This window comes from Marinobacter sp. 1-4A (genome assembly GCF_016597725.1).
Lineage (GTDB): Bacteria > Pseudomonadota > Gammaproteobacteria > Pseudomonadales > Oleiphilaceae > Marinobacter.
In genome coordinates, this window is sequence record NZ_VCGY01000001.1 from 432809 (window position 1) to 456506 (window position 23698).

Consider the following 23698-nt stretch of genomic DNA (forward strand, 5'->3'; position numbering starts at 1 on the left):
TTAATAGATTGCACAAGATCCTTTGATATATGACAATTAAAACAAAGATCCTTTGATTAAAAACAGGTGTTACCAAATGAAACAGGTGGAGCTGGATAAACTCGACCAACGAATCCTAGCGATTCTGCAACGGGATGGCCGAATCAGTAACCAGCAACTCGCGGAACAGGTGGGGCTCTCACCGGCTGCCTGTTGGCGGCGTGTAAGAGCCCTTGAGGAAAGCGGTGTCATTAAAGGCTATAGCGCGCACCTAACACCGGAGCGCATCGGCCATGGCCTTTGCGTGTTGGTAAACCTGTCACTTCAAAGACACACCATAGACAGCACGGCGGAAATCGAACGACAGGTGAGCAGCTATCCCGAAGTTCTGCAGTGTTTTGCGGTTACCGGAAACGCCGATTTTGTTTTGCGAATCATCGTGCCGGATATGGCCAGTTATGATCGTTTTCTCAACGAAAAAATCTTTACCTTGCAAGGTATAGCTCAGGTAAATTCCAACTTTGTTTTACGGGAAATCAAAAACACCCAGATGATTCCTGTAGGCAGTGGTGATTAAAGGCCAGTAACCGGGCCTGTGTTAGCTGGCAGGCCGGAGGCTAGTTGCCACAACCGACCCCACAACAACCAACAACGCCGCCAGTGGTAACCGCCAGTCCGGCGCCGCAACCCCGGCAACTACCAAAAACGCAGCCGCCAAAACAGGCACACCATAGGCAAGACTACCAACCAGTGCTGCTGGCCCACTGCGCAGAGCCACATCCCAAGCCACCATGGCGAGCCCGTATGGCCCAACACCCAGACCAATGCCTGCCACAAGAGCGAGGCCCGACGGCAGCCCGAAAGCTGCGCCTGTGAGAACATCTGCAATTGTGGCGCCCAAGGCCGCCAGTAAAAAAAGCCCCGGCATAATCGGCGCAACAGCCACCGGCGCTGCCTGGCAAACCCACGAATACAACGCCCAACAGCAAGCCGCCATCAACGCCAGCCCATAGCCGAGCAGGTACTGGGAAAACCCCTCAGTTCCGGTTCCCGGCGAAAGCAAAACCGCCGCTCCGGAAAATGCAATAAGCGCACCGCACAGCACGGGAAGCGGAATCCGGCGATGAAACACCCACTGACTGATCACAATGAACATAATTGGCCAGGTGTAGGTGATTAACGCCGCCTCTGCGGTCGGTGCCATACCAACCCCCGTGAGATACCCGCCAATAGCACCGAGTATCAAGGTTGGCAGCAAGCCATAAATAGTCAGCTTCCATCGCGGAGAAAGCGGTACTTGAACACTCTGAACGTTTCGGCTTCCGCGCTTTCGAAGGCTCGTTGGCAGGGCCACGATCGCCCCACTGATCAGCGCAATCGCCGTGAGCTGAAAAGGTGGGACAGAGCTGGCCAAATCTACAAGCAAAGGCGCGCCAGCCCAGAGCACAACGGCGAAAAGGGCGGCAGTGATACTGACATAAAGTGGGCGGGAAGGGTTTGCGATAAGTTGCACCGTCATGACTCCTGTTTCTATGGGTGGATTGAAGGATGGACTGAAAAAATGGATTGAGTTCGACAGTGACAGGATAAGCATTTACCATTCATCACAATATCAATCGATTTTGATATATAGCATCACGAGGATTGATATATTGAGAAACCGCATACTCGATTTGAACATGCTTCTTACGTTGGTAACCATTGCAGACACAGGCACAGTCACCGCCGCAGCCGAAAGATTGGCCTACACCCAGTCCACTGTGAGCATGCAGCTAAACCGCCTGGAAACAGCGCTTGGCGTTCCGCTCCATGAACGGGACGGGCGGCGTATAAGATTCACCGCAGAAGGTCAGAAGCTGGTGGGTTACGCCAGAAAAATGCTGGAGCTTAATAACGAAGCTATTGATGACGTGCAGCAGCGCCAAATTTCCGGAGAGCTAAACCTTGGAATTCCGGAGGATTATGCCTTTCTGTTGACCTCTGTACTGTCTCACTTCAACCGACAGTTCCCCGCCGTGCAGTTGCAGGTTACCTGTCGCTCAAGCGTGGAGTTGGTCAAACACGTACAGGCAGGCACAATGGACTTGGCTGTGGTAACCCGCCAGGCGCGGTCTCCGGGCGGTGAGGTCATCCGGCGCGAGCCTTTGTTATGGGCCGTAGGCGCCAATGCCCAGCCGTCACTGACCGATCCAATACCGTTGGCCTTTTACTCTCCGGGGGCTGATGTATTCCGAGATGTTGCCGAACAGGCGTTAACGAACGCCGGGCGCGATTGGCGAATGGCTTATTCAAGCCAGTCCATGACCGGGCTTATGCCGGTTGTCGCCGCCGGGCTGGCAGTCGCGGTGATTACACGAAACATGCTCACCCCACAATTGCGAGTGCTGGACGAGCGCAGCGGCATGCCCGCCCTACAATCGGTTGAGATTGCACTGCACCGGCCTGCTGGCAGGCCTTCAGAGCCAGCCAAACAATTGGCCGAGCTCATTAGAAGCCATTTGTCGACAACAGATTGAGGTTAGACAGAACGCGCGGCCAGACTACTCCCGCCGCGCCATGACAAAAACCGATCAGGCGAAGGGGGAAGGCGCAGACTTGAATTCGTCGTACAACTCCGGGTAGTCCTCTTTGAGTCTCGCCAAATTGGCCTGCGCGCCCTCCGGCAACATCTTGAGCAGGTTCTTTTGCTCTTCTTTTGTGAGCTTTTCACGGAAGAAGGGAAACAACAACTCCCGCTCTGCACGCAGATAGGCAAGGTGAGCATCCAGATACGCCTTGAGATCATCGGCAAAACGATCCATGGGAACCACGGCATCCAGAAGAATCATGTCAATATTCTCGGAAAGCAGATTCAGGCGCTCTCGCAAGGCTTGATAATCTTCGGCCAACTGTTGTCCAACCTCGCCTTCCTTGAACTTCTTCGCCACATGATGCTCGCTGTAAAGTCGCTCCAAAGGGCCAACAAAGCTGTTCATGTAGTCGAGAATATAGTCCACAACCTCGCGTATCAGGTGAAAGTCCGGGCGCTCGCCATGGGTCAAAGACTCATGCCGCAGCAAGAGTACGTGTAGAAGCCGAGCCATGTTGGCGTGATCGTGACGCACTTGGTTAAGGGTTGCCATAGTAAAGCCTCCGTTGCTGGTAGGTCGTATTATAGTTGGCTTTCCAAACTCTATATTGGATGCTTCTTTACTGGAATACCAGAGCACTCAGGCGGCACTGTTTGCGCTGGCACAAAACATCGATTAATTCACTCCAATATGGGCGCGCTACTGCACCAAGAAGTGCGTGGCATCTGTGTACTTGCGCCTGCTACCGGCGTTGCCCAGTACTTGTACGATGACTTCGCACGCTGGCTGAATACTCAAGGATTTCATGCCCTAACATTTGATTATGAAGGCATGGGACTATCGGTCAATGGTCATGTGAAAGACAGCAAAAGTGACAAGCTAAGCTGGGGAAAATACGATTGCCCAGCTGTTCTAGCTTTCGTTAAGGAGAACTTCCAAGGCTTGAAGGTTGTGTGGGTAGGCCACAGCGTGGGCGGCCACATGATTGGTTTTATGGGCCACAACCCCGATATACACCAAGTGATTACCGTAGGCTGCGGGAACGGTTTGCCAGTGTACGCACACCCATTACCGCTATTGAGTTTTCCGATGACGATATGATGTCGCCCACCAACGTAAGGATGCTGCACGAGTTTTTTACCAACGCACCGCAACAGCATATTCGGGTAACGCCGGAAGAGATTAACCAGAAGCGCATTGGCCATATTGGTTGGCATAGAAAGCGGTACGAGGTGCTTTGGGAGAAGGTGTTTGGGCCGGTGCTGCCGGGCTATGAGAGCGCCACAAACGTTAAATCCTGATGCTGGCGTCCCGTCTGGCTAATTTGTTCCGCAAGCTTTCACACCTGCAAAAGCTTGAGGACCAGGCATTAACAGACGACCCGGATTACAAGCGAGTGCTGCAAACCGCGATTGTGACAGCTCGCAACGCCCCTTCCCACGAGCGCGTAATGACAACGCTGGAACACTGGGGCGTGGACGCCAATGAGGTTTTCTTCCTGGGCGGGATGAAGAAAGACCGCATTCTGAACGTACTCAAGCCCCACATGTTTTTTTGATGACCAAGGGTCGCATCTGGAATCCGACGCAGAGGATATTCCTATGGCGCATATTCCGCTTGGGGTGGCGAATCTGGAAAAGGGCGCGCAGGTGCACCCGCAGCCTCAAAGGCCAAACCGTTTTATTTTGCGATAGAGGGTGGCTCGCGTTATACCCAGTTCACGCGCTGAAGCACTGACATTATTATTGTGTTTTTCAAGCGCAGCCAGCACAGCTTCGCGCTCTGCAGCAGCCAGTCTTCCTGCGTTGGCGGCACTCGCCTCGGCCGGAAGGCTGTTGGCTTTGATCTCATCGGGTAAATGATCCACGTCGATAACACCCTCGCTTGAAAGCGCCTTTCCGAGGTTCAGAGCCTGCTGCAGCTCGCGGATGTTACCTTTCCAGGGGTGGTTCTTCAGCAAACTCCGGGCCTGATGCGTCAATACCGGTGGCGCTTCGGGCTTCGTGGCCAGAACCAACAAATGATCGATCATCGCATCAAGATCGGCACGCTCTCGCAGAGCCGGTAGGAGCACTTTCAAGCCGTTGAGCCGATAGTAAAGATCGTCACGAAAGTCGCCCTTTTCCATCAGATCATCCAGGTTCCGGTGTGTGGCACAAATCAAAGAAAAGGAGACCGGACGAGCTCTTTCTTCCCCGAGCCGAACCACGGTTCGTTCCTGCAGCACGCGCAACAAACGCGCCTGAAACTCCACAGGCATATCGCCGATTTCGTCAAGGAACAGCGTGCCTCCGCTGGCTTCTTCAAACTTTCCTTTAGCGCCCCCTCTGCGCGCTCCGGTAAAGGCGCCTTCGGCGTAGCCAAACAACTCGGATTCAATAAGCCCCGCAGGAATGGCGGAGCAATTGACGGCAACAAAGGCACCTTTTGAAGTGGGCCCTGTTGCGTGTAACCAGCGGGCAAGAACTTCCTTGCCTGTGCCGGTCTCTCCATTGATGAGTATCGGAACACCATGCTGAAAAGCACGGCCTGCTTTCTCAAAAAGAGGCGTCATCGTGACGTCTGCAAAGAAAGGCGGAAGCAAAGAAGGCTGTTTGATTTCGGGGATTGCAGTGGCAGCAACAGGTGCAAGATCTCGGGACTCCGCGCGCAGATAGAGTCGCGACCCATTATGACACTCCACCTCGACTGGATGATGTTGCGAGCGCCTTACTTCATCAGGATGACAGGAAAAAAGATCAGCGAAACACACGCTACCCTGACTCTGTTCCAGACCGTCGAGATCCAGCATCTGTCGGGCTGAGGGGTTCGCACCCAGCACCTCGCCATCCTCACAGAAATGTATCAACCCGCGCATTGGAGAGTCAGTCAGCTCCGGGCGGAAATGTATCGCCAGAACCAACGCGCCCGACAGATCTTCGACCATGCGGTTTTCAACCGCTCTGGTTGTCAACGCAACGGACTCAAGAACCCCCACCGGACGACCATCGTAGGGTTTGGACGCGTTCAAAGCTCCGATCAGCTTCCCGGATGGGTCAAAAATGGGTACCGCAACGCAGGAAAGCCCTCGCAATTCATGCAAAAAATGCTCATTCCCACATACAACGGTCGGCCGGTGCTCCAGTAACGCACACCCCGGTCCATTCGTGCCCGCTACGCCTTCTGAAAGGTCCACACCGGCACTCAGTGCCGAGCCCAGAACTTTATAATGGGGACTGTCGTTACCCAGGTAACGGATACTCCGCCCTCCCCGCTCCAGACAAGCCAATACCCAGCCTGCGGACCCCAAAGAACGGAATAAACGATGCATCTCCGGCTCAGCGTATCTCATCAGCTCTTGATGACGGTCGCGGATATGCGGTAATTCGCTGCAAGACATGGCGTTAGACAGAACCTGATCGACGGGTGACAGGCCATACTCTCTGGAACGAAGCCAGGATCTCATCACTTCATCCCGCACCCACTGCGAGGGCACGTCGCGCCCTTCATCAAATAATTCACGCGCTTGCTGAACCCGAATGTCCGGATCGAAACGATGTGCCTGCATAACCGCCCCCATCAAACTGTATTGTTATTATCCGTCTGGCTGAAATGGGTGTATCAAAACGATCCAGCTTCTCAACGAGAGCTGCTTCCCCATTTTCACACAAACGCGTAAGCCTTTGTTTTTTAAAAACTATTAAAACAACGAAAATCTGGCATGCGCTCTGCTTATACACACGTGCGATACCAACAAAACCAATAAGGAATCTGCACTATGCCATCTATACTAGACTATCAAAAAAGAAATTTACCCCTCTCCAGACAGCGAGGCCTGAGCACTGTTCCGGCTGTCTTTGCCACACTATTATTGGCTTCAGGCCCTACGATGGCTGTCGACGTAGATGCGGGCGATTACACGGCACTCCCGGCCGGTACTAACCTAGCAATGGGCTACTATCAATTCGCTACACGCGATGCACTCTATTCCGACGGTAATAAAGCGCCGATTAACGCAGGGCTGGACTCACACATCGGAATTCTTCGTGGCGTGCACTTCACAGAAATTGCCGGTTATATCGTCGACCCTCAATTCCTTCTACCTGTAGGCAAGCTCGAAGGCAAGGACGACACATCGGGGCTTGGGGATGCCAGCGGCATTGGGGACCTGACATTAGCGGCCACTGTGTGGCTTGTGAATGAGCCGGAAAGTAACACCTATTTTGGCATCACACCGTTTGTCTTCGCGCCTACAGGGAGTTATGACAAAAAAGACGCCCTGAACCTTGGTGAGAATCGCTGGAAGTATGCGTTGCAAGCAGGCTTTATCACCGGACTTACGCCCAACATTTCTTTGGATCTTGCCGGAGACGTTACGTTTTACGGCGAAAATGACGAATTTGGAGCCAGCAACGCAACGCTGAAACAGGATCCTTCTTATCAGCTCCAAGGCTATCTTCGCTACCACATGAGCTCTCAATGGGATCTTCGGGCTGGCGTTTCCCATACTCTTGGGGGTGAAACAAAGGTAAACGGTATCGACCAGGACAATCGGATGTCCTATACCAAAATGACATTGGGAACGGCCTGGTTCGCAACACCGTCTTTACAGTTACTGGCAAATTACGGGACCGACCTATCTATAAGAAACGGATTCAAGGAACAGCACCGTATAAACCTGCGCATTCTCAAAGCTTTTTAAACGGCCAAAAACAGCAATAACAATGAAAAGGACCTTAAAATGACATTGATAAAAAGCCACTCAAGAATTCGAATCAAGCAGCGAGCAGTCCCGGTGGCACTGATTGCATGCCTGGGCTTTGCGGGCGCTGATGCGATCGCAGCCAACCGTGTTGATCAGGTCAACGAGCGTTACATAAAGGAAAACGCCAAAACAGGTAAAGACTGGCCTACCCATGGTTTCGACCACGCAGAAACCCGCTTTAGCCCTCTGTCTCAGGTTTCATCCGATAACGTCGACAAGCTCGGGCTCGCCTGGTCCTACAACCTTGAATCGAGTCGTGGTGTTGAAGCCACGCCTTTGATTGTAGATGGCGTGATGTACGTCACCGCGTCCTGGAGCGTCGTGCATGCACTCGATGCGAAAACCGGCAAGAAGCTGTGGACTTACGACCCTGAAGTACCACCTGAAACAGGCTCTAAGGGCTGCTGCGATGTTGTTAACCGGGGCGTTGCACTGTATGAAGGCAATGTCTACGTTGCTTCTTTCGATGGGCGACTGATCGCCATCAATGCAAAAACCGGGCAGAAAGTCTGGGAAAAAAACACACTGACCAACAGCGAAATGAGTTACACGATTACCGGTGCACCCCGCGTCTTTAACGGCAATGTGATTATAGGGAATGGCGGCGCAGACCTTGGTGTAAGAGGCTACATCACAGCGTACGATGCAAAAACCGGTGAGCAAAAATGGCGTTGGTTTACCGTGCCAGGAAACCCGAACGAGCCGTTTGAAAACGAGGCCATGGCCAAAGCAGCAAAAACCTGGGACCCAAACGGGAAGTACTGGGAAGCCGGCGGAGGTGGCACTGTCTGGAGCTCTATGGTTTTTGATCCAGACCTAAACCTCATGTATATCGGCACGGGCAACGGATCTCCGTGGTCACACAAGAAGCGCAGCCCAGAGGGTGGAGACAATCTTTATCTGGCCTCTATCGTTGCTCTTAACCCCGATACTGGGGAATACGTGTGGCATTATCAGGCGACGCCCGGCGACAACTGGGACTACACGTCAACACAGGACATGATTCTCAGTGATCTCGAAATCGATGGTGAGCTGCGCAAAGTTATTATGCAAGCTCCCAAAAACGGTTTCTTCTTTGTTATTGACCGCAAAACCGGAGAATTCCTTTCCGCCGAAAATTTTGTCGATGTGAACTGGGCTAAAGGATACGACAGCAATGGGCGGCCGATTGAAATTCCCGCGGCGCGAACCATGGAGGAGCCATTTGATATCAAGCCAGGTCCATTTGGCGGTCACAACTGGCATTCAATGTCTTTTAACTCGCAAACTGGGCTCGCCTACTTTCCAACTCAGCACATTCCTATAACGTTAGTAGAAGACCCGAACTGGACAGATATAGACAGTAATGAGCTGGGACAACCAATGAGTGGAGTTGGTTGGAATACCGCTTACAAACTAAACGTAGCACCACCTTCCAGCAGACCCTTTGGTCGCCTCACCGCTTGGGACCCGGTTAAACAGCAGGAAGCTTGGCGTTACGAGCACGTATCCCCGTGGAATGGCGGTACGCTTTCTACAGCGGGCAACCTCGTATTCCAGGGAACGGCAGATGCACGCTTTATGGCGTTTGATGCAAAGACAGGCAAGCAGCTTTGGGAATCACCCATGGGCACCGGCGTTATTGCAGCTCCGGTCACTTATGAAGTTGATGGCACGCAATACGTGTCAATTGCAGCAGGCTGGGGCGGGGTTTACGGAAAGTCCCAGCGAGGTTCTGACCTGAAGACTCCCGGTACCGTCTATACCTTTGCACTGAACGCTACTGCCGAAATGCCGGAGTTCACAAAGTATCAATTGAACTCATTGGTTTCGGGCGTCAAGTACGATCCGGAACTCATTGAGGAAGGCACCGGGCTTTACGTCAGTAACTGTGTATTTTGCCACGGTGTTCCCGGGGTAGATAAGGGCGGCAATATCCCTAATCTGGGTTACTCCAAGAGCGCAGTGATTGAAAACCTGAACACCTTTGTATTTAACGGCCCATTTGTCTCCAGAGGCATGCCTGATTTTACCGGCATGCTGAGCGAAAGCGATGTCGAAAAAATAAAGGCCTTTATTCAGGGTACCGCTGACGCTATTCGCCCTAAAAACCAGTGAATTGAGGAAATAACAATGAACAAGATGACAAATGAACCTGCTGGTATAGAGCAGAAGACGCAAGCGTTTCTGGATCGCCAAAACCACCGCATGCTGATTGGCGGTCAATGGGTTGATGCGGCGGAAAACAAGCGTATCCAGGTAGTAAACCCGGCCGAAGAAACGGTAATAGGAAGCATACCTTCTGCGCATTCAGACGATGTAAACAAGGCGGTTGGTTGCGCGAAAACTGCACTGGAACAAGGCGCCTGGGGCAAAATGAGACCTTCGGGCCGTCAAAATTTGCTGCTGAAGCTTGCCGACCTGATTGAGCGGGATGCCCGAGTAATTGCAGAGCTGGAGGCTATCGACAATGGTAAGTCTGCAGCCATTGCTCAGGCGGTTGATATAGGTCTGGGGTTGGAGTTTTTCCGGTATATGGCAGGCTGGGCAACCAAGATCGAAGGCTCCACTCTGGACGTGTCCATGCCTTTCGCCCCGCCCGAAGCTGACTTCTTTGCATACACCCGACGTGAGCCCGTTGGTGTTGTAGCCGCAATCATTCCGTGGAACTTTCCATTTCTGATGGCCTGCTGGAAGCTGGCGCCAGCACTGGCAGCCGGCTGTACAGTTGTTTTGAAGCCTGCAGAGCAAACGTCGCTTTCTGCACTGTATTTAGGTGAGTTGATTGCGGAAGCAAACTTCCCTGACGGCGTGGTTAACATCGTTACAGGTGATGGTCAGAGCACGGGTTCGGCTTTGATAGCACACCCCGACATAAACAAAATCAGCTTTACAGGATCAACCCAAGTGGGGCAGCTCATCGGCCGCGCAGCCATGGATAACATGGCCCGTGTAACTCTGGAGCTAGGTGGAAAGTCGCCAATGATTGTCCTGGAGGATTGTGATCCCGAGAAAGCCGCACAAGGTGCGGCCGTTGCGATCTTTTTCAATCATGGGCAGACGTGCAGCGCGGGCTCGCGCCTGTACGTGCACCGAAGCATTTTTGAAACTGTCGTCAATCGACTCGGGGAGTTGGCTGAGGCCATACCCATGGGTCCAGGCCTGGACCCGGCCGCGCAAATGGGGCCTCTTGTATCTCAGGTACAGCTGGACAGGGTCTGTCACTACATTGAGACTGGCTGTCAGGAAGGTGCACGCCTGATAACCGGAGGCGAGAGGGCTGACCGAAAAGGGTATTACGTCAAGCCCACCATCTTCGCCAGCGAGGATGACAGTCTGGTGATCGCCAAAGAGGAGATTTTTGGCCCGGTACTGGTGGCTATTCCCTTTGATGATGTTGACGATGTTGTGGAGCGCGCCAACGACAGTTGCTATGGTCTGGCGGCCAGTATCTGGTCAAACAATCTCTCTCAGGTGCAACGTTTAATCCCGAGATTGAAAGCAGGCACTGTCTGGGTAAATGGACACAACATGCTTGATTCAAACGTGCCATTCGGAGGCTACAAACTCTCAGGCGTTGGCCGCGACATGGGCAAGCAATCCCTTGAATCGTATCTGGAAACCAAGTCGGTTTTCATGGCCCTCTAGGAAAGGATCCTACCCCCTGGCGTTCGAAGCCGGGGGGGAGGCGTTAAATACCACCCATCCCAAGATGAGAGCTATGAATAACTATAAATCTACATTTCTTCTTTTGAGTGGTCTCGTAACCCTCCCATTTACACTGACTGCCCATGGGCAACCTGGCGCCGACATCGTGGTGACAGCGCCACTGATGGAGCGTGAACTCTATGAAACACCGGCTGCCATGTCAGTCATTCAGCAGAGTGCTATTCAAAAAGGTCAGCCCAGATTGAAACTGGATGAGACGCTAGGCCAGGTTCCAGGCATTTTTGTGCAAAATCAGGAGAACTACGCTCAGGGTGAGCGCATAGCCATTCGTGGATTTGGAGCGCGGGCACCCTTCGGGGTTCGTGGCATTATGGTTGTTGTTGATGGTATTCCTTACACGCTGCCAGATGGTCAGGCCCAGCTGGACGCTATCGACCTCGACAGCGCCGAGCGTATCGAGGTTATCCGGGGGCCTGTTTCGGTTTTGTATGGTAATGCAGCGGGTGGCGTTATCAGCGTAACCACCTCAGACGGGCGCCGTAAGCCCGATGAAACTTCGGTTCGCGTCACGGGTGGAAGCGATAGCTTTGGCAAGATCTCAGTAAAAAACAGCCAGAACAACGGCCCTTGGTCGCACAGCATAAGTGCTTCTGCGCTCAACTATGAAGGCTATCGCGACAATGCCAAGGTCGAAAAATACCTGCTCAATACCAAGCTACGCCGGGAGTTGGGCAGCGATCGCTCACTGACTGCCATTATAAACCTGCTACAGAATCCTCGGTCCGAAGATCCAGGTGCACTTACCGCTGAGCAGGTGGAAGCCGACAGATCCCAAGCCGGGCGCTTTACAGAAGAGTACGGCACAGGGCAAACCGTCGATCAGCAAGTGCTTGGCCTGCAATATCAAGACCTGTCTGCCGGGCCGGGTGAGTTCCGGGCCAAAACGTTCTACCTGTGCAGGAACTTCGAGCAGCAGCTGCCCTACCCCGGAGATAGCCGCATCGATTACGACCGGGATTATTTTGGCGCAAGCGCCGATTACCGTCAGTCTTTTGAACTCTCAGGCCTTCCGTTTCGCTATGTCGCAGGAGTTGAAGCCCGCGAGCAACGGGATGACCGCATCCGCCGTGAAATGAGTTTCAGCGGTGACCTGCAAGGACTGACCGCAGATGAACTGCAAACGGCAACCAGCCTGAGTGCGTTTGCGCAAGGCGATCTGAGCCTTACCGATCAAATCACCCTCTCCGTTGGCGGTCGTTTCGATCGGGTTCACCTCAAGGTCAATGATGTTTTTTCCGCCGATGGGGACCAGAGTGGCGATCGTACCCTCAGGGAATGGAGCGGCTCGGCAGGCTTGAGCTATCGTTATCTGGAATCTCATCAGCTATACGCGAACATCAGTACCGCCTTCGAAACGCCGACGTTCTCGGAGTTTGCCAATCCGTCTGGCGTGGGTGGACTTAATCCGGAAATCGAACCACAAAAATCTCTTAATCATGAACTCGGGCTGCGCGGCGAACTGAACAACGGCATTGATTATGACCTTGCGCTCTTCTGGGTAAATGTTCGTGATGAGTTGATCCCCTATGAGTTACCGGGGCCTGATGACAGGACCTTCTATCGCAATGCTGGAGATACAACGCGCAAAGGTTTCGAAGCTGCGGCAGGCTGGCTTTTTTCACCGAGCTGGCGCGTAGAAACCGCTCTCACTCTGGCCAGCTACACGTTTGATGATTACCTTACAGGAGGCGTCCGTTACGACGGCAACCGATTACCGGGCATGCCTGAGCAAGCCTGGTCCAACCGACTGACATGGCAAGGCTTGGGTGGCACCTTTGCCGCACTGGAGGCTCGTTATATCGAAGACATGGTCGCTGACGACGCCAATGAGGTAAACGTCGACGATTACTGGCTGGTAAACCTGCGGGGCGGAAACACACTCTATACCGGTAGAAATCTTCTTTTGAAGGGCTTTGCGGGGGTTCGCAACCTGGGCGACAAGGATCACTTCGCAAATGTCCGAATCAATGCCAGCAACGACCGGTACTTTGAGCCGGCTGCAGGGCGCATCTGGTACGCCGGACTGGAGCTGGCTTTCTAAACCGCTTCAAAACGAAAATGCACACTCCTAAGGCCCTTTCTAAGGGCCTTCTAATTCCACCAAGAATCCCGTCTGCCAGTGACGAAGTAGACATCACCTAGCCTACTCAACCATGACTACGCTGGTAATCTGATCTGAAATATTCAGCGTGGCGCTGGTGTCGCTGCTTGTATAAGTTACATATCCACTGGTAACCGTGTTATCAGTCGTCCATTCGCTGTTTTTCAGGAACACAAAGTCATCGCCGTCTCCGTCGATTTTCAGTGCGTTGCGGCTATCGGTTATGTCCAGAACGTCTTGAATATTTAGGCCTGCTCCTGAATCCCCTATCTGGTTCGGGCCAGAGCCTTTCATATCAATCATTTCGATATTTTCAAGTTTACTGAAGTCACCAGAGCCAAGGTCATCACTAAAGCGCAACTGAACTGTATCTTCTCCGCCAAAGCCGTTAATGGCACTCTCATCCCACAAGAAGTGGTCATCACCTGATGTAGGCACGGTTTGCGAGATATTGATCTCTGCTGCCTTATCGCCAGACCAACTAGAATATTTCGTCTCACCACCCTCTTGATACGGGATACCGTTAACGTCCACCTCGTAGGTTCTACCCTTTACTGTAAGGCTGCCACTTCCTTCTGCATGCAAGAACTTAAGGTTTTGCAGATCGCTTTGGCTTAAGCCATTGATTATCCAAGTAGAAGTAGTGCTATCAAATGTCGCTTGAGCAGCGCCAAGTGGTTCTTCTTCATTACCAATGAAGAACAGAACTTTCTCTCCATCCGGGAAACCACTCAGGCTCAACTCAGTCAGTTCAGTGAATTGGTCTGTTGGGTTGCCAGCACCATCCTTGGCACCCGTGGCTGCTGACGGGTCCTTCATGCTGGCATTGAGGTTCAGGGATATTTTGTCACCGGCATCACCAAAACTCAGGGTTGGGTTCATGTCCACTCCATTTGGTGTCGGGTTGACGACCAAATCAAAATCAATCGCCGAAGCGGATGGCTCCAACCCAGCGTGGCCGCTCATCACTGTGAATTTAAGATCATCCAAAGTGCCCGCCCAGTTTTTAGGTGGCTTGATGCTGATGTTCGCTGGCAAGTCGTTTCCAGCCAGTGGAATAGCCCAAATACCGCCACCGGCGTTGTTGGCCATATCGCCGCCCACCCAAACTGTAAACCCAACTGGTAGGTCGCTGATAAAAGCTGATTCGATTTGCTCGCCAGCGTCAACCAGCCCTGCGTTGGTAAAATTCAGTTGAATGAGATCGGTGTTTTCTTCATTTAACTCATTGCCTTCAGCCGTAATATCCGCTTTGTAACCGCTATTACTCGCCCCTATAACTAGACTGCCATTGCCTGTTGCCGTAACAGAGTTAGACGCACCTTGCTCTGTTGTAGTCACAGATGCGGTTAATTCCAGACTACCCGTTTGGTGAGGTTGACCACTATCTGGCCTGAAAATCAGCTGTGGAGGCTGCCCGCCAATCAGTCCTACTTCATAGGTATTAGCGCCCGTAAATGTCAGCGGGTCACCATTTGCATATAACAACTCTCCTGCTAACCCAGTATTGCCGAGGGTTACCGTAATGTTGTTACCAGAAACATTCGAAAAACTGCCATCGGCGGTATTTTCCAGCTCGATAGTAACGGGAATATCTTCGCCTTCTCCCACAGCATCTGCAGTAACAGTAACGGTGGTTTCATCGGTTACCGGTGTGAGTTCAACCTCAGGCTTTAGTTCACTCTTTTTGCTCACACCATTGGCGTGTACCGATACGGTGACATCCAGCGGTAAATTGCCAGATAAGTTGTTGGCATTCGCGTGCTCTGGCGTGTGTACTTTAATACTGTCCAATAAATCGTTTAGCTTCGTTTCAGCATTATCACCTTGGGCTACGCTGGTGGTTTTAGTCCACAGGACAACCGTCTCGCCGTTTTCAGTCACTTCCGTTCGGGTTAGGCTGCCATTGCCATCTGTAAACTCTGTCTCATCGTCAGGTGAGGTGCGTAATGTGACGGTGATATTGTACTCATCGAGATCACCACCGCTCAGGTCAGCATCTACCTGATCTGATAAGGCAAACTCACTATCTTCGTCTTGTACTTTTTGCTTGTCAGTCAATGTGATTTGAGGCAATTCACCCACACCCGTCCCGCTTTGATTGACTACTAAATTCCAATCAATCTGAGCTTTCTCAGATATCTTTGCTCCCGTATCTTTGGTGTAGCTAGTAATGGTAATGGCACTGGTGTCACTGCTGGCATGGCCGGTTACGTTGAACACTATCTCTTTGATGAGCGTGTCACTGTTAAAGCTGTCTGCGGTTTCAATTAACCATTTCCCTTCACCGGTGCTCTCTGCGCCCTCGACACTCACGCCCTGAGGTACGCCTTCTATCTGGATATGGGTTAACTGCTCACTGCCGTCGGTGTCTGTTTCATTACCAGCGTTAGTGTCTGCCAACTGGCTAATATCCACGGTAACGGTGACTTTGCCAGAACCTTCAATGGTGGCTGTTTTCGTACCACTATCATAAGTAAAGCTGGTGCCAGTAGCGTTATCAGAGATGCCATTGAGTGCAGCTCCAATCTCATCGGTTACGGCTGCAAAGCTGAGGGTGTGATTAACAGAGCCGGTTTTGGTGCCATTTGGAATACCAGTGCTACCATCACCAACGGGGTCGGCTACTGTGTAGCCAATGCTCAGGCTAATATCACCACTGTGGTTAGCTGGGCCTTTAACATAAACACTTGGCACCCCGTTAGGGTCTGAATTGATAACCGTATAAACACCTCCCACAGGCGACAACTCCGTAGTGCCAGCCGCATCTGCATACAAGGTGAGCTCTTTATTCGTCACATCAGCTTCACTGATACGAACTTCACTGATGTACTCATCACCATCAGCACCTAAGGCGGTTAAGTTAAGCTCACCGACAGTGTCTTCTACCAAGTCTGAGTTGAGGCTCAGCGAGGCTTCAGCGACCGGCTTAACCTTAAAACTGACATTTTCTTTGTCAAAGAAGGTGTTTGATGGGTTGTCGTTTTCCGTTACTACGGGCTGAACGGTAAACTCGACCGTGCCGCTATAGTGCTCGGGGACTCCTATTTTTACGTTGTTCAGGTCATCCTTGGAAATCACCCAAAGACGATCTGGACCACTGCCTGCGCCTAATTGTGGGCCTGCACCAGTAAGGGTGAAGCCTTCCGGCAGGTCGCTGATACGAAGGGAGATAGTTTCAGAGCCATCAGGCCCTGCATTCTCTACTCCTGTTTCACCCGACTCTATGCCAGTAACCAAGTCTTTAAGATCAACCTCTAATCCCGGAGCGGCACCTTGCCCAGAGGATTCCTCAGCACCGTCTTCCCAATACTCCGTAGTATTGTCAATGGTTACCTTCGGCTCATCTGGTACACCCTGCACCTCAACTCTAATCGGTAGCTCTTGGGAGGTATCAGAAGCTACCGTTTCAGTTGTTTCGGATGTCGGGGCGCTTCCTGTTCCGTTACCGTAAACCTTTGTTGTGACAGTGTTGCCCTTATGCTCAACAACAACTGAGTAGCCATCGTTATTTATGTACTCAAGGGTATCTACCGACTCGGCTTTTACAGTCAGATTAATCTCTTCGTTGCTGTCTTTGGGTGGTGTCAGCTCAGGCTGATTAGCCGTGTCGAAACCTTCAATTTCTAACGTATAAGTGCCATCACCATTATCAGTCAACCCGTCTGGCAGAGGGCCTGCCAAGGTATCGTATTCAACACCGTCATAAGTGATTTTCACACCCTTGGGTATCTTGCTTATGGTGACATCAAAGGTTTCATCCTTATCACTGCTGGTCGGCAGAATGCTGAGAGTAACTGCCTCATCCTCCTGTGTTTTCAAAGGTGTATCCACCTGAAGGGTAACCTGATCAGCGCGGGGCTCGATAATCAAATTGGTCAGCCAGGATTCGCCAGACTCGGCCAGATCCGTTGCGGTACCATCGTCTTCGTCATAGTCAATGGTGCCAGCCTGTACTTTAATCTTAACGACGCCGGACCAGTCTGCCGGCCCCTTGAACTGAACGCTGTCCAGATACTGCATGGGAATTTTTACGGGTTCGCCAGCAAAAGGCAGTGTGACCGTGCCACTTGGCCCTTCATAAGTGAAGACGCTACCTTCGAGCTTGTCTTGTACAACTGCTCCCGCTTGGGCGTCGTTATTTACTGTAGTGTAAGGCGTTAACAAGGCAAACGTGTCTTCGCTGCGACCGGTTTTGTCGCTACCGTCACCAGAAACACTTACATCTTTCCAGCTACCACCTTCATATACCCATTTGCCGTCTTCGTTAGACCAGCCATTGCCGAGCTTGAAGCTTTGAGATGCTTCCTCACCCAGAACAAGCCACCCATCTTCTTCACCTGAGGTTTGGTAAACATGGTTGCCACCCATGGTGACATCATTGCCACCAGCACCGTCTGAATCTGTATCAATGCTTTCGGCAACAGGCTTAACCACAACAGTTAGCGTTCCTGTCTGGCTTGCCGGGGCACTTGATGTACCAGTAGAACTAATGCTGTGATCCACACTGGTGACCTTAACCTCTAGATCAATGTCTGTACTGCTGTGCGCAGGTGAGGTGACGGTGAATTGTTTGAGGATATCTTCACGCTGTGAAGTGGTGAGATTAGAGTCCGTGAAGGTGATTGTGTACTCATCACCATTCCAGTTACCTGTCCAGCCGCCACTCGTTGATGGTGCCATCGTCCATGTCTGGCCGTCGGTGTTCGACCACGTGTTTTGCCCGGCATCACGCGTCCAGCCTGTTGGTACAGTGAACGACACTTCCGTAATAACTTCACCCAGTGTTCCTGATGCTGTGCTGTCATCAGTGACCCTGATGTTTTCAAGGAAGGCAACCGCTTCATCTTCAAGACCTTCTGTACCTTCTACCACTAAATCGCCTGCAACTGGATTTACTTGCAGCTCAAGTGTGATGCTATCTACTTCAATTAGACCGTCACTATCTCCGGCATCAGAGTCTTTATCCTGCGCTTTTAGAGTGACAGTAATGTCTTTGAGATCGCCACTGAAGTCTTTCGGTGGGGTGATATTGATATCCGGCAGTCCGTTATCCGAGGTGCTTAAGCCCGGCGCCTCAATGCTTATCACATGGCTTGGGCCAGTTACTGTGGTGCCATTAACGACTGTATCTTTCGGCAAGCCAGTAATTTCAAACCAGCGCGTTTCACTGCCATCAATATCCCCGCCAGCCACATCGTCACCTGAACGACCATCTACATAATTGTCTGGATAGTTAACCGTTAGCTTGTCTTTCAGATTAAACGTATTGTCTTCGCTCATTTCATAGCTTTGAGCATCCTTGTCGGTGTCAACTTTCAGCTCTATTGGGTCGGTAACAGCTTTTACATTAACGTCGATAGTTTGCGTGCTTGTTGCAGCATTAACACCGGCTAGCTTTTCACCAAATTCATCCACCTCATAACTAGCAACCGACACTTCAGTTTTGAAGTTTTCATGGCGCTCAGCAGGTGGTTGCACCTGTAATCCTTCGTACTGCGCTTCAGTCAGGTAGTGAACACCGTTCGAAGTGTCTTCTGCAGGCAGGCCAATATCCAAATGCCAATCCAGTGGCTTCTTGTCTGTTTCATTATCGACAATGACAAACTGAAACCCACCACTGCCGTTAGGCGATAAAACGGTACCATCTGTTAGCTGTAGCTCAGGCGTGGAGACGCCCGTCAGCTCTTTGAACTCGAGGTTAATAGCGCCCAGTAGTTCCGAGGTACCATTGTTATCTGGGTCTATGCCGTCGTCTTTTACTTTTGGTACATGGAGCCCCAAAGCTATTGGCACATCCTCTGGCGTTTCCACGCTGTAGCTGTAGTCACCGGTTTTTAAGGAACCGTCGGAATCTATAGCTGAATCGTCTGGATAGTTTCCACTTTTATCTGCAAATAACGGCTTATCTGCCACCGGTTTAACGGTAACATTCACGGTACGTTCGTAACTACCACTCGCAGTGGTGACGGTATAGGTGTAGCTGTCATCTCCACGGTAGTCTTCGTGCGGTTCATAAGTGATGGTACCGTCATTGCCAATGGTGACAGTACCGTGTTGCGGCCCTTCGCCAGATTTGATTTCCGTAGTGACCTGATTAACGTCTGCATTGCTAAAGCTAACAGAGCCGTCTTCGTTTACCTCTAAATCACGATCACCCGCAGCGGGCGTATCATCCACTACTTCTACTTTAAACTTCAGGTCAACCGAGTCGCCGTCACCATCGGTGGCGGTAATATCAAAGGGCAAAATAATGTTGTCGGCTGTTTCGCCATCAACATTCAGAATGTGATCCAGCGGGCCTTTTAAGATGAACTCATAGGAAGGTGTACCATCTGAAGCTACTTTTAGCTCAATGGAGAAGATATCTTTGCTACCTGCCTTAGCTTCAACGGTGTGGCCATCTCCGCTAATTGTATAAGCTAACTCTGTAGTTCCAGATTTAAGATTTAAGTCGCTTAGCGCTTGGAGATTGCTATTGTTAAACGTGAGACCTATATCACCAACAGCATTCACCGCGCCATCCGCACCGAAGTCAATCGGTAGGTTTTTGCCAACGATTAGTTTGCTTGGATCACTTTCACTACCTGAAGCTAGATATCTTTCATCAACAATGGCGTTATCACTGACATAACCATCACCGCCCACCTCACTGCCATCAATCGTTGGGCCATCGTCTTTGAAGGTAAATTGGCCACCTATGTCAACACCATCAGATTTGTCTGTATCACCGTCACCATCCAAGGCAGTAGCGTGAAGCTTGATGGTTCCTGAAGCGATCGTAACTTCGTCATCAGGGTCGTCCGTGTCCGTGTGCTGCATTGAACGGCTTTGAGTCAGGGTTACTTCACCATCGCTGTTCACACTAATCGTAAACGCCAGATTGCCGCCTACATCGGTTCGGCCCTCCACTTCACCCGACCCATTGATACTTAGAACAATGGCTTGCCCGGTCGCCGTGTCGATAAGTCCAGTGCTTGTCGTTGAATCAATATCCAAGCTATATACCAGTGCATCGCTACTAGCCGCGCCATCTGCGCCGTAATCCGGGGCTTTGAAAGCACCTGCAAACGCTTTTGCATCTGATGGCGTACCTAAAGAGGTTTCATCAACAATAACCTCTGGTGCGGTGAAGCCTGCTTCCACTTCAATCGCTGGGCCATCGTCCTTAAACACCAGTTTGTCGCCCAAGCTGATACTGGCACTGGCTTCATCCCCGTCGCCATCGGTCGCGGTAGCTTTTAGGCTTAGCGCGTTTTCAGCCAGACTGACTGCATCATCATGATCACTTGTATCTGGATGACTAAGCGCGCGCGATTGGGTTAGGGTTACTTTGCCGGTGTTGCTATCCACACTGGCGGTAAACGCCAGTTCTCCATCTGTGTCGGTACGGCCTTCCACTTCACCCGAGCTGTTGATGGATAAAACAATCGCCTGCCCGGTGGCAGTGTCTGTCAGGCCAGTCACTATCGCTGGATCAATATCCAAGCTGTAAACCAGAGCATCGGTACTTGCCGCGCCATCTTCTCCATAATCAGGGGCAACAAAGGCGCCCGCAAACGCGATTGCGCTCGAGGGAGTACCTAAAGAGGTTTCATCGACAATAACCTCTGGTGCGGTGAACCCTGCTTCCACTTCAATCGCTGGGCCATCATCCTTAAACACCAGTTTGTCACCCAGACTGATACTGGCACTGTTTTCATCACCGTCACCATCCGTTGCGGTGGCTTTCAGCTTTAATGTATTTTCTACAAGGCTTACTGCATCATCAGGATTGGCTTTATCGGGATGTTTAAGTGCTCGCGCCTGAGTCAGGGTTACTTCGCCATTCGTACTATCGACACCTACAGTAAAGGCCAAGTCACCACTTTCGGTGCGTCCTTCAGCCTCGCCCGTCGCGCTGATTGTCAGCTCAATATTTTCGCCCGTTGCAGTATCAATCAAACCTGTTGCTAGCGTGGTGTCAATTTCGAAGCTATACACCAACCCGTTTGAGCTTGCAGCTCCGTCGGCACCGTATGCAGTGTCAAAAGCATCGGCAAAGCTCACCGCAGTAGACGGAACGCCTAACGTCGTTTCATCAACTTCAACAGAGTGAGTAACAGTCTTTTCGGAAACAGCAGGCTCATCATCGATAATATTGATTTCGAGTGTGCCATTTTTACTAGTATTACCCGCATCAAGCACCTCCAAATCAATCGAATCAAAACCGTTCAGATCGCCATTCGAACCGGGCGCCGCATTATCAAAGCGGATATCTAACTCATAGCTATAGCTGAGTTCGCCACCAACGATGGTGCTGTCAACTTCGTCCGGCGTAAAGCCATTCAGAGTCAACTTTCCGTAATCGGTATCGAGAACAACGGCTGTATTTTCCAAATCCGCCAACTGAGTTAAATCGAAGGTTTGGCCATGCACTTTGACGCTTATCAGGCCATCTAGCGCTGTAACTGTAATCTCGCCCTCTACTGTTTTGCTCTGAGTAGGGGTGTCAGCTATTAATCCGGATTCATAAACCGTCGCATGGCCTGCGGTAATAATATCGTTTGGATCATCTGGACCGTTTTCGTCTTTAGGTATGATTGTAGGCTCGCTATCACTCACACCATTGATGGTAATAACCAAAGTGGCGTCATCAGCGCCACCTTCTCGGTCCGTCATGGTATAGCTGAAGATGTCTTCTAACGTTTCGCCGTCTTTCAGCGCGCGAACATCTGGGTTGGTCTTATCAGGAACATAGGTATAGCTGCCGTCTGCTTGCAGCTTTAAGGTGCCGTAGTCACCGATAATATCGGTATCGAGCCCACCTACACTGGTGGGCTTGCTACCACCAGCAACTATGCCGGTAACGAAAAGTTGATCGCCATCCGGATCTACATCATTTTTGAGTACCCCATTTCTCGGATTAACGACTAGAGTGGTATCTTCATCTGTGCTGCCACTGTCGTCTGCAGCCGTTGGAGCCGGGTTGGTCACTGTCCAGGTAAAACTATGCTGAGTGCTGTTTCCGGCAGGGTCGAAAACAGTGATCGTTACTTCATATTCCCCATTGCCTACATTACCGGTCTGGCTGGCGGAGCTATGAATCCTTCCGCTGATAACACCCGTGCCCGGGTCTATCGTTAAGCCGCCAGGCAGATTGGCCGCGCTGTAGATCAAATTGCTTCCGCTGTAGGTGTCGCTAAACTTCCCACTGAGATCAAGGTTTATGTGGTCAGCATCTTGGTCGTTTTGGGGGTCCAACGCGCCTGTAAGCAAAGGTGGGAGAGTATCTATCGGCTTTTCATCACGATCATTACTGCTGTTGCCTACCGGGTCCGTGATGCTGGCCTCAACGGTTACTTCCCTCTGGCCCGGGCTAACCGGAACCTGCACACGTACGCCGTTATCGATATCTTCTTGGGTCACAGGGCGCTCAAGTAGCACACCACCATTTGGAGTCTTGACCTGCAGTAAGTCGCCCACCTTGACCGTGTCTTTATCCAAGGTAACTTTCGCTGGCACTTTGCCGTTGGAAATTTCCGATTCGCTGTAAATGCCCTCGGGGCCAGCACCTTCGAGCTCAATGCTAAGTATCGGCTTTGTTACTTCTACACCGTAAGGCCGCTCTGCATCAGCGGTAAGCGGGCCGTCTTCGTCATAGTCCCTCGTGACGGTTGCTTCAACGGTTCTGTCTTGTACAAGCTCACTTCCGGGAACCTCCGTCTGCCAAGTTTTACCGTCCGGATTCACCGTTGTCTCATAGACTTTTCCGTTTACGGTGATGGTCACTTTATCTCCGGGCTGGGCATCACCACCTACGGTGCCTGTCAGAGTAACTGTCTGTTCGGCTTCAGCTGCGCTGATAATGTCATCATCTGCAATCACATCAATAGAAATACTCAGCTCTGGTCGATCACCGCCATCGCCAGGCTCTTCATCACCGTTGTCCGGTTGATCTCCATCGCCCGGCTGCTCATCCCCTCCGGGCTGTTCGCCACCATCATCTGGCTCTTGCCCGCTATCTCCCGGTTGGTCGTTATTGCCGCCAGAGAGATCAACCTCACCAAGGTACTCATCATTTCTATTAGCGAGGTGCTCATCGCGAAACCCGTTCTCAAGTTCCCTTTGTGGCAGGCTCAATCCAAGCGGCCGCAGCACTTCATGAATGCGCGCAACGGTTACGGGGGTGAAGCCATCCGCTTCAATTATTTCGCCAATGCGCACCAACTGCACAAAACCATGCCCTTCGGAAAAGGTGCCTTGATTAGACTGCGTGGATGGGTCCGTTATCGGTTGGTCGTTAGGCTCGAGAGGCGCAAGGCTTTCACTCTGCTCAACAAGGTTTGCTCTCTCTTCGGCTGTCACCTGTTGTTCGCCTAAAAACGTTAGCTGCTGGTTGTCGCCAAAATCCAGATTAACCCGCGCACCCCTCTCTAAAACCAAGGTTTCATCAATAGCCAGCTGGTCGCCCACTTCAAGTACACGGCGCTCGCCGTTTGCGTTTTCAGCCCAAGCTTGTCCGACTAGGGATACAACAGTTGCCAGAGTAGTCATAAGGACCTCAAAATGTGGTTACTCATGCAGTTTCAATTTCAATGCAGGTAACGGATCGAT

The 23698-nt window shown here is 51.5% G+C and carries 12 protein-coding genes and 1 pseudogene; 9 read left to right on the forward strand and 4 right to left on the reverse strand.

Translation table 11 applies throughout. The annotated features are described in order from the left end of the window. The first annotated feature begins 76 nt into the window (after positions 1 to 76). Complete coding sequence (locus tag FE845_RS01905) at positions 77 to 556, forward strand: Lrp/AsnC family transcriptional regulator (protein WP_200361484.1); 480 nt, start codon at positions 77 to 79, stop codon at positions 554 to 556. 21 nt (positions 557 to 577) lie between these two features. Here FE845_RS01905 and FE845_RS01910 read toward each other — a convergent pair whose 3' ends face one another. After that, positions 578 to 1492 (reverse strand): DMT family transporter, encoded by a 915-nt coding sequence (locus tag FE845_RS01910; RefSeq protein WP_200361485.1) that lies wholly within the window; start codon positions 1490 to 1492, stop codon positions 578 to 580. Positions 1493 to 1631: 139 nt separating this feature from the next. Between FE845_RS01910 and FE845_RS01915 the strand changes: the two genes are divergently transcribed. Then, positions 1632 to 2495 carry a LysR substrate-binding domain-containing protein gene (locus tag FE845_RS01915; protein WP_200361486.1) on the forward strand — a complete coding sequence of 288 codons (864 nt, stop codon included), beginning with the start codon at positions 1632 to 1634 and terminating at the stop codon, positions 2493 to 2495. Between the two features lie 54 nt (positions 2496 to 2549). On the opposite strand, the gene FE845_RS01920 is transcribed toward FE845_RS01915, so the two are convergent. Continuing rightward, complete coding sequence (locus tag FE845_RS01920) at positions 2550 to 3101, reverse strand: hemerythrin domain-containing protein (protein WP_200361487.1); 552 nt, start codon at positions 3099 to 3101, stop codon at positions 2550 to 2552. 138 nt (positions 3102 to 3239) lie between these two features. Between FE845_RS01920 and FE845_RS01925 the strand changes: the two genes are divergently transcribed. The 3 genes and pseudogenes from FE845_RS01925 to FE845_RS01935 form a co-directional block, all read left to right on the forward strand. Then, complete coding sequence (locus FE845_RS01925; RefSeq protein ID WP_200361488.1) at positions 3240 to 3650, forward strand: serine aminopeptidase domain-containing protein; 411 nt, start codon at positions 3240 to 3242, stop codon at positions 3648 to 3650. Next, positions 3647 to 3850: a hypothetical protein gene (locus FE845_RS01930; RefSeq protein WP_200361489.1), complete on the forward strand. Its 204-nt coding sequence runs from the start codon at positions 3647 to 3649 to the stop codon at positions 3848 to 3850. The genes FE845_RS01925 and FE845_RS01930 overlap by 4 nt, the downstream gene beginning before the upstream one ends. A gap of 14 nt (positions 3851 to 3864) precedes the next feature. Beyond that, positions 3865 to 4243: pseudogene (locus FE845_RS01935) on the forward strand (5'-nucleotidase); the annotation flags it as partial. Here FE845_RS01935 and FE845_RS01940 read toward each other — a convergent pair. Further along, positions 4213 to 6096: a sigma-54-dependent Fis family transcriptional regulator gene (locus FE845_RS01940; RefSeq protein WP_200361490.1), complete on the reverse strand. Its 1884-nt coding sequence runs from the start codon at positions 6094 to 6096 to the stop codon at positions 4213 to 4215. The pseudogene FE845_RS01935 and the gene FE845_RS01940 sit on opposite strands and share 31 nt — an antisense overlap. A 210-nt stretch (positions 6097 to 6306) precedes the next feature. Between FE845_RS01940 and FE845_RS01945 the strand changes: the two genes are divergently transcribed. The 4 genes from FE845_RS01945 (at position 6307) to FE845_RS01960 (ending at position 13042) form a co-directional block, all read left to right on the forward strand. Next, a complete protein-coding gene (locus FE845_RS01945) occupies positions 6307 to 7230 on the forward strand; it encodes a transporter (protein ID WP_200361491.1) in 924 nt (307 codons plus the stop codon). A gap of 39 nt (positions 7231 to 7269) precedes the next feature. Further along, positions 7270 to 9390, forward strand: a complete 2121-nt coding sequence (locus tag FE845_RS01950) for a PQQ-dependent dehydrogenase, methanol/ethanol family (RefSeq protein WP_200361492.1) — start codon at positions 7270 to 7272, stop codon at positions 9388 to 9390. A 15-nt stretch (positions 9391 to 9405) separates the two neighbouring features. Further along, a complete protein-coding gene (locus FE845_RS01955; protein WP_200361493.1) occupies positions 9406 to 10920 on the forward strand; it encodes an aldehyde dehydrogenase family protein in 1515 nt (504 codons plus the stop codon). 73 nt (positions 10921 to 10993) lie between these two features. Further along, positions 10994 to 13042: a TonB-dependent receptor family protein gene (locus FE845_RS01960; RefSeq protein WP_200361494.1), complete on the forward strand. Its 2049-nt coding sequence runs from the start codon at positions 10994 to 10996 to the stop codon at positions 13040 to 13042. A gap of 102 nt (positions 13043 to 13144) precedes the next feature. On the opposite strand, the gene FE845_RS01965 is transcribed toward FE845_RS01960, so the two are convergent. Continuing rightward, positions 13145 to 23638 (reverse strand): DUF5801 repeats-in-toxin domain-containing protein, encoded by a 10494-nt coding sequence (locus tag FE845_RS01965; RefSeq protein ID WP_200361495.1) that lies wholly within the window; start codon positions 23636 to 23638, stop codon positions 13145 to 13147. Positions 23639 to 23698: the final 60 nt, after the last annotated feature.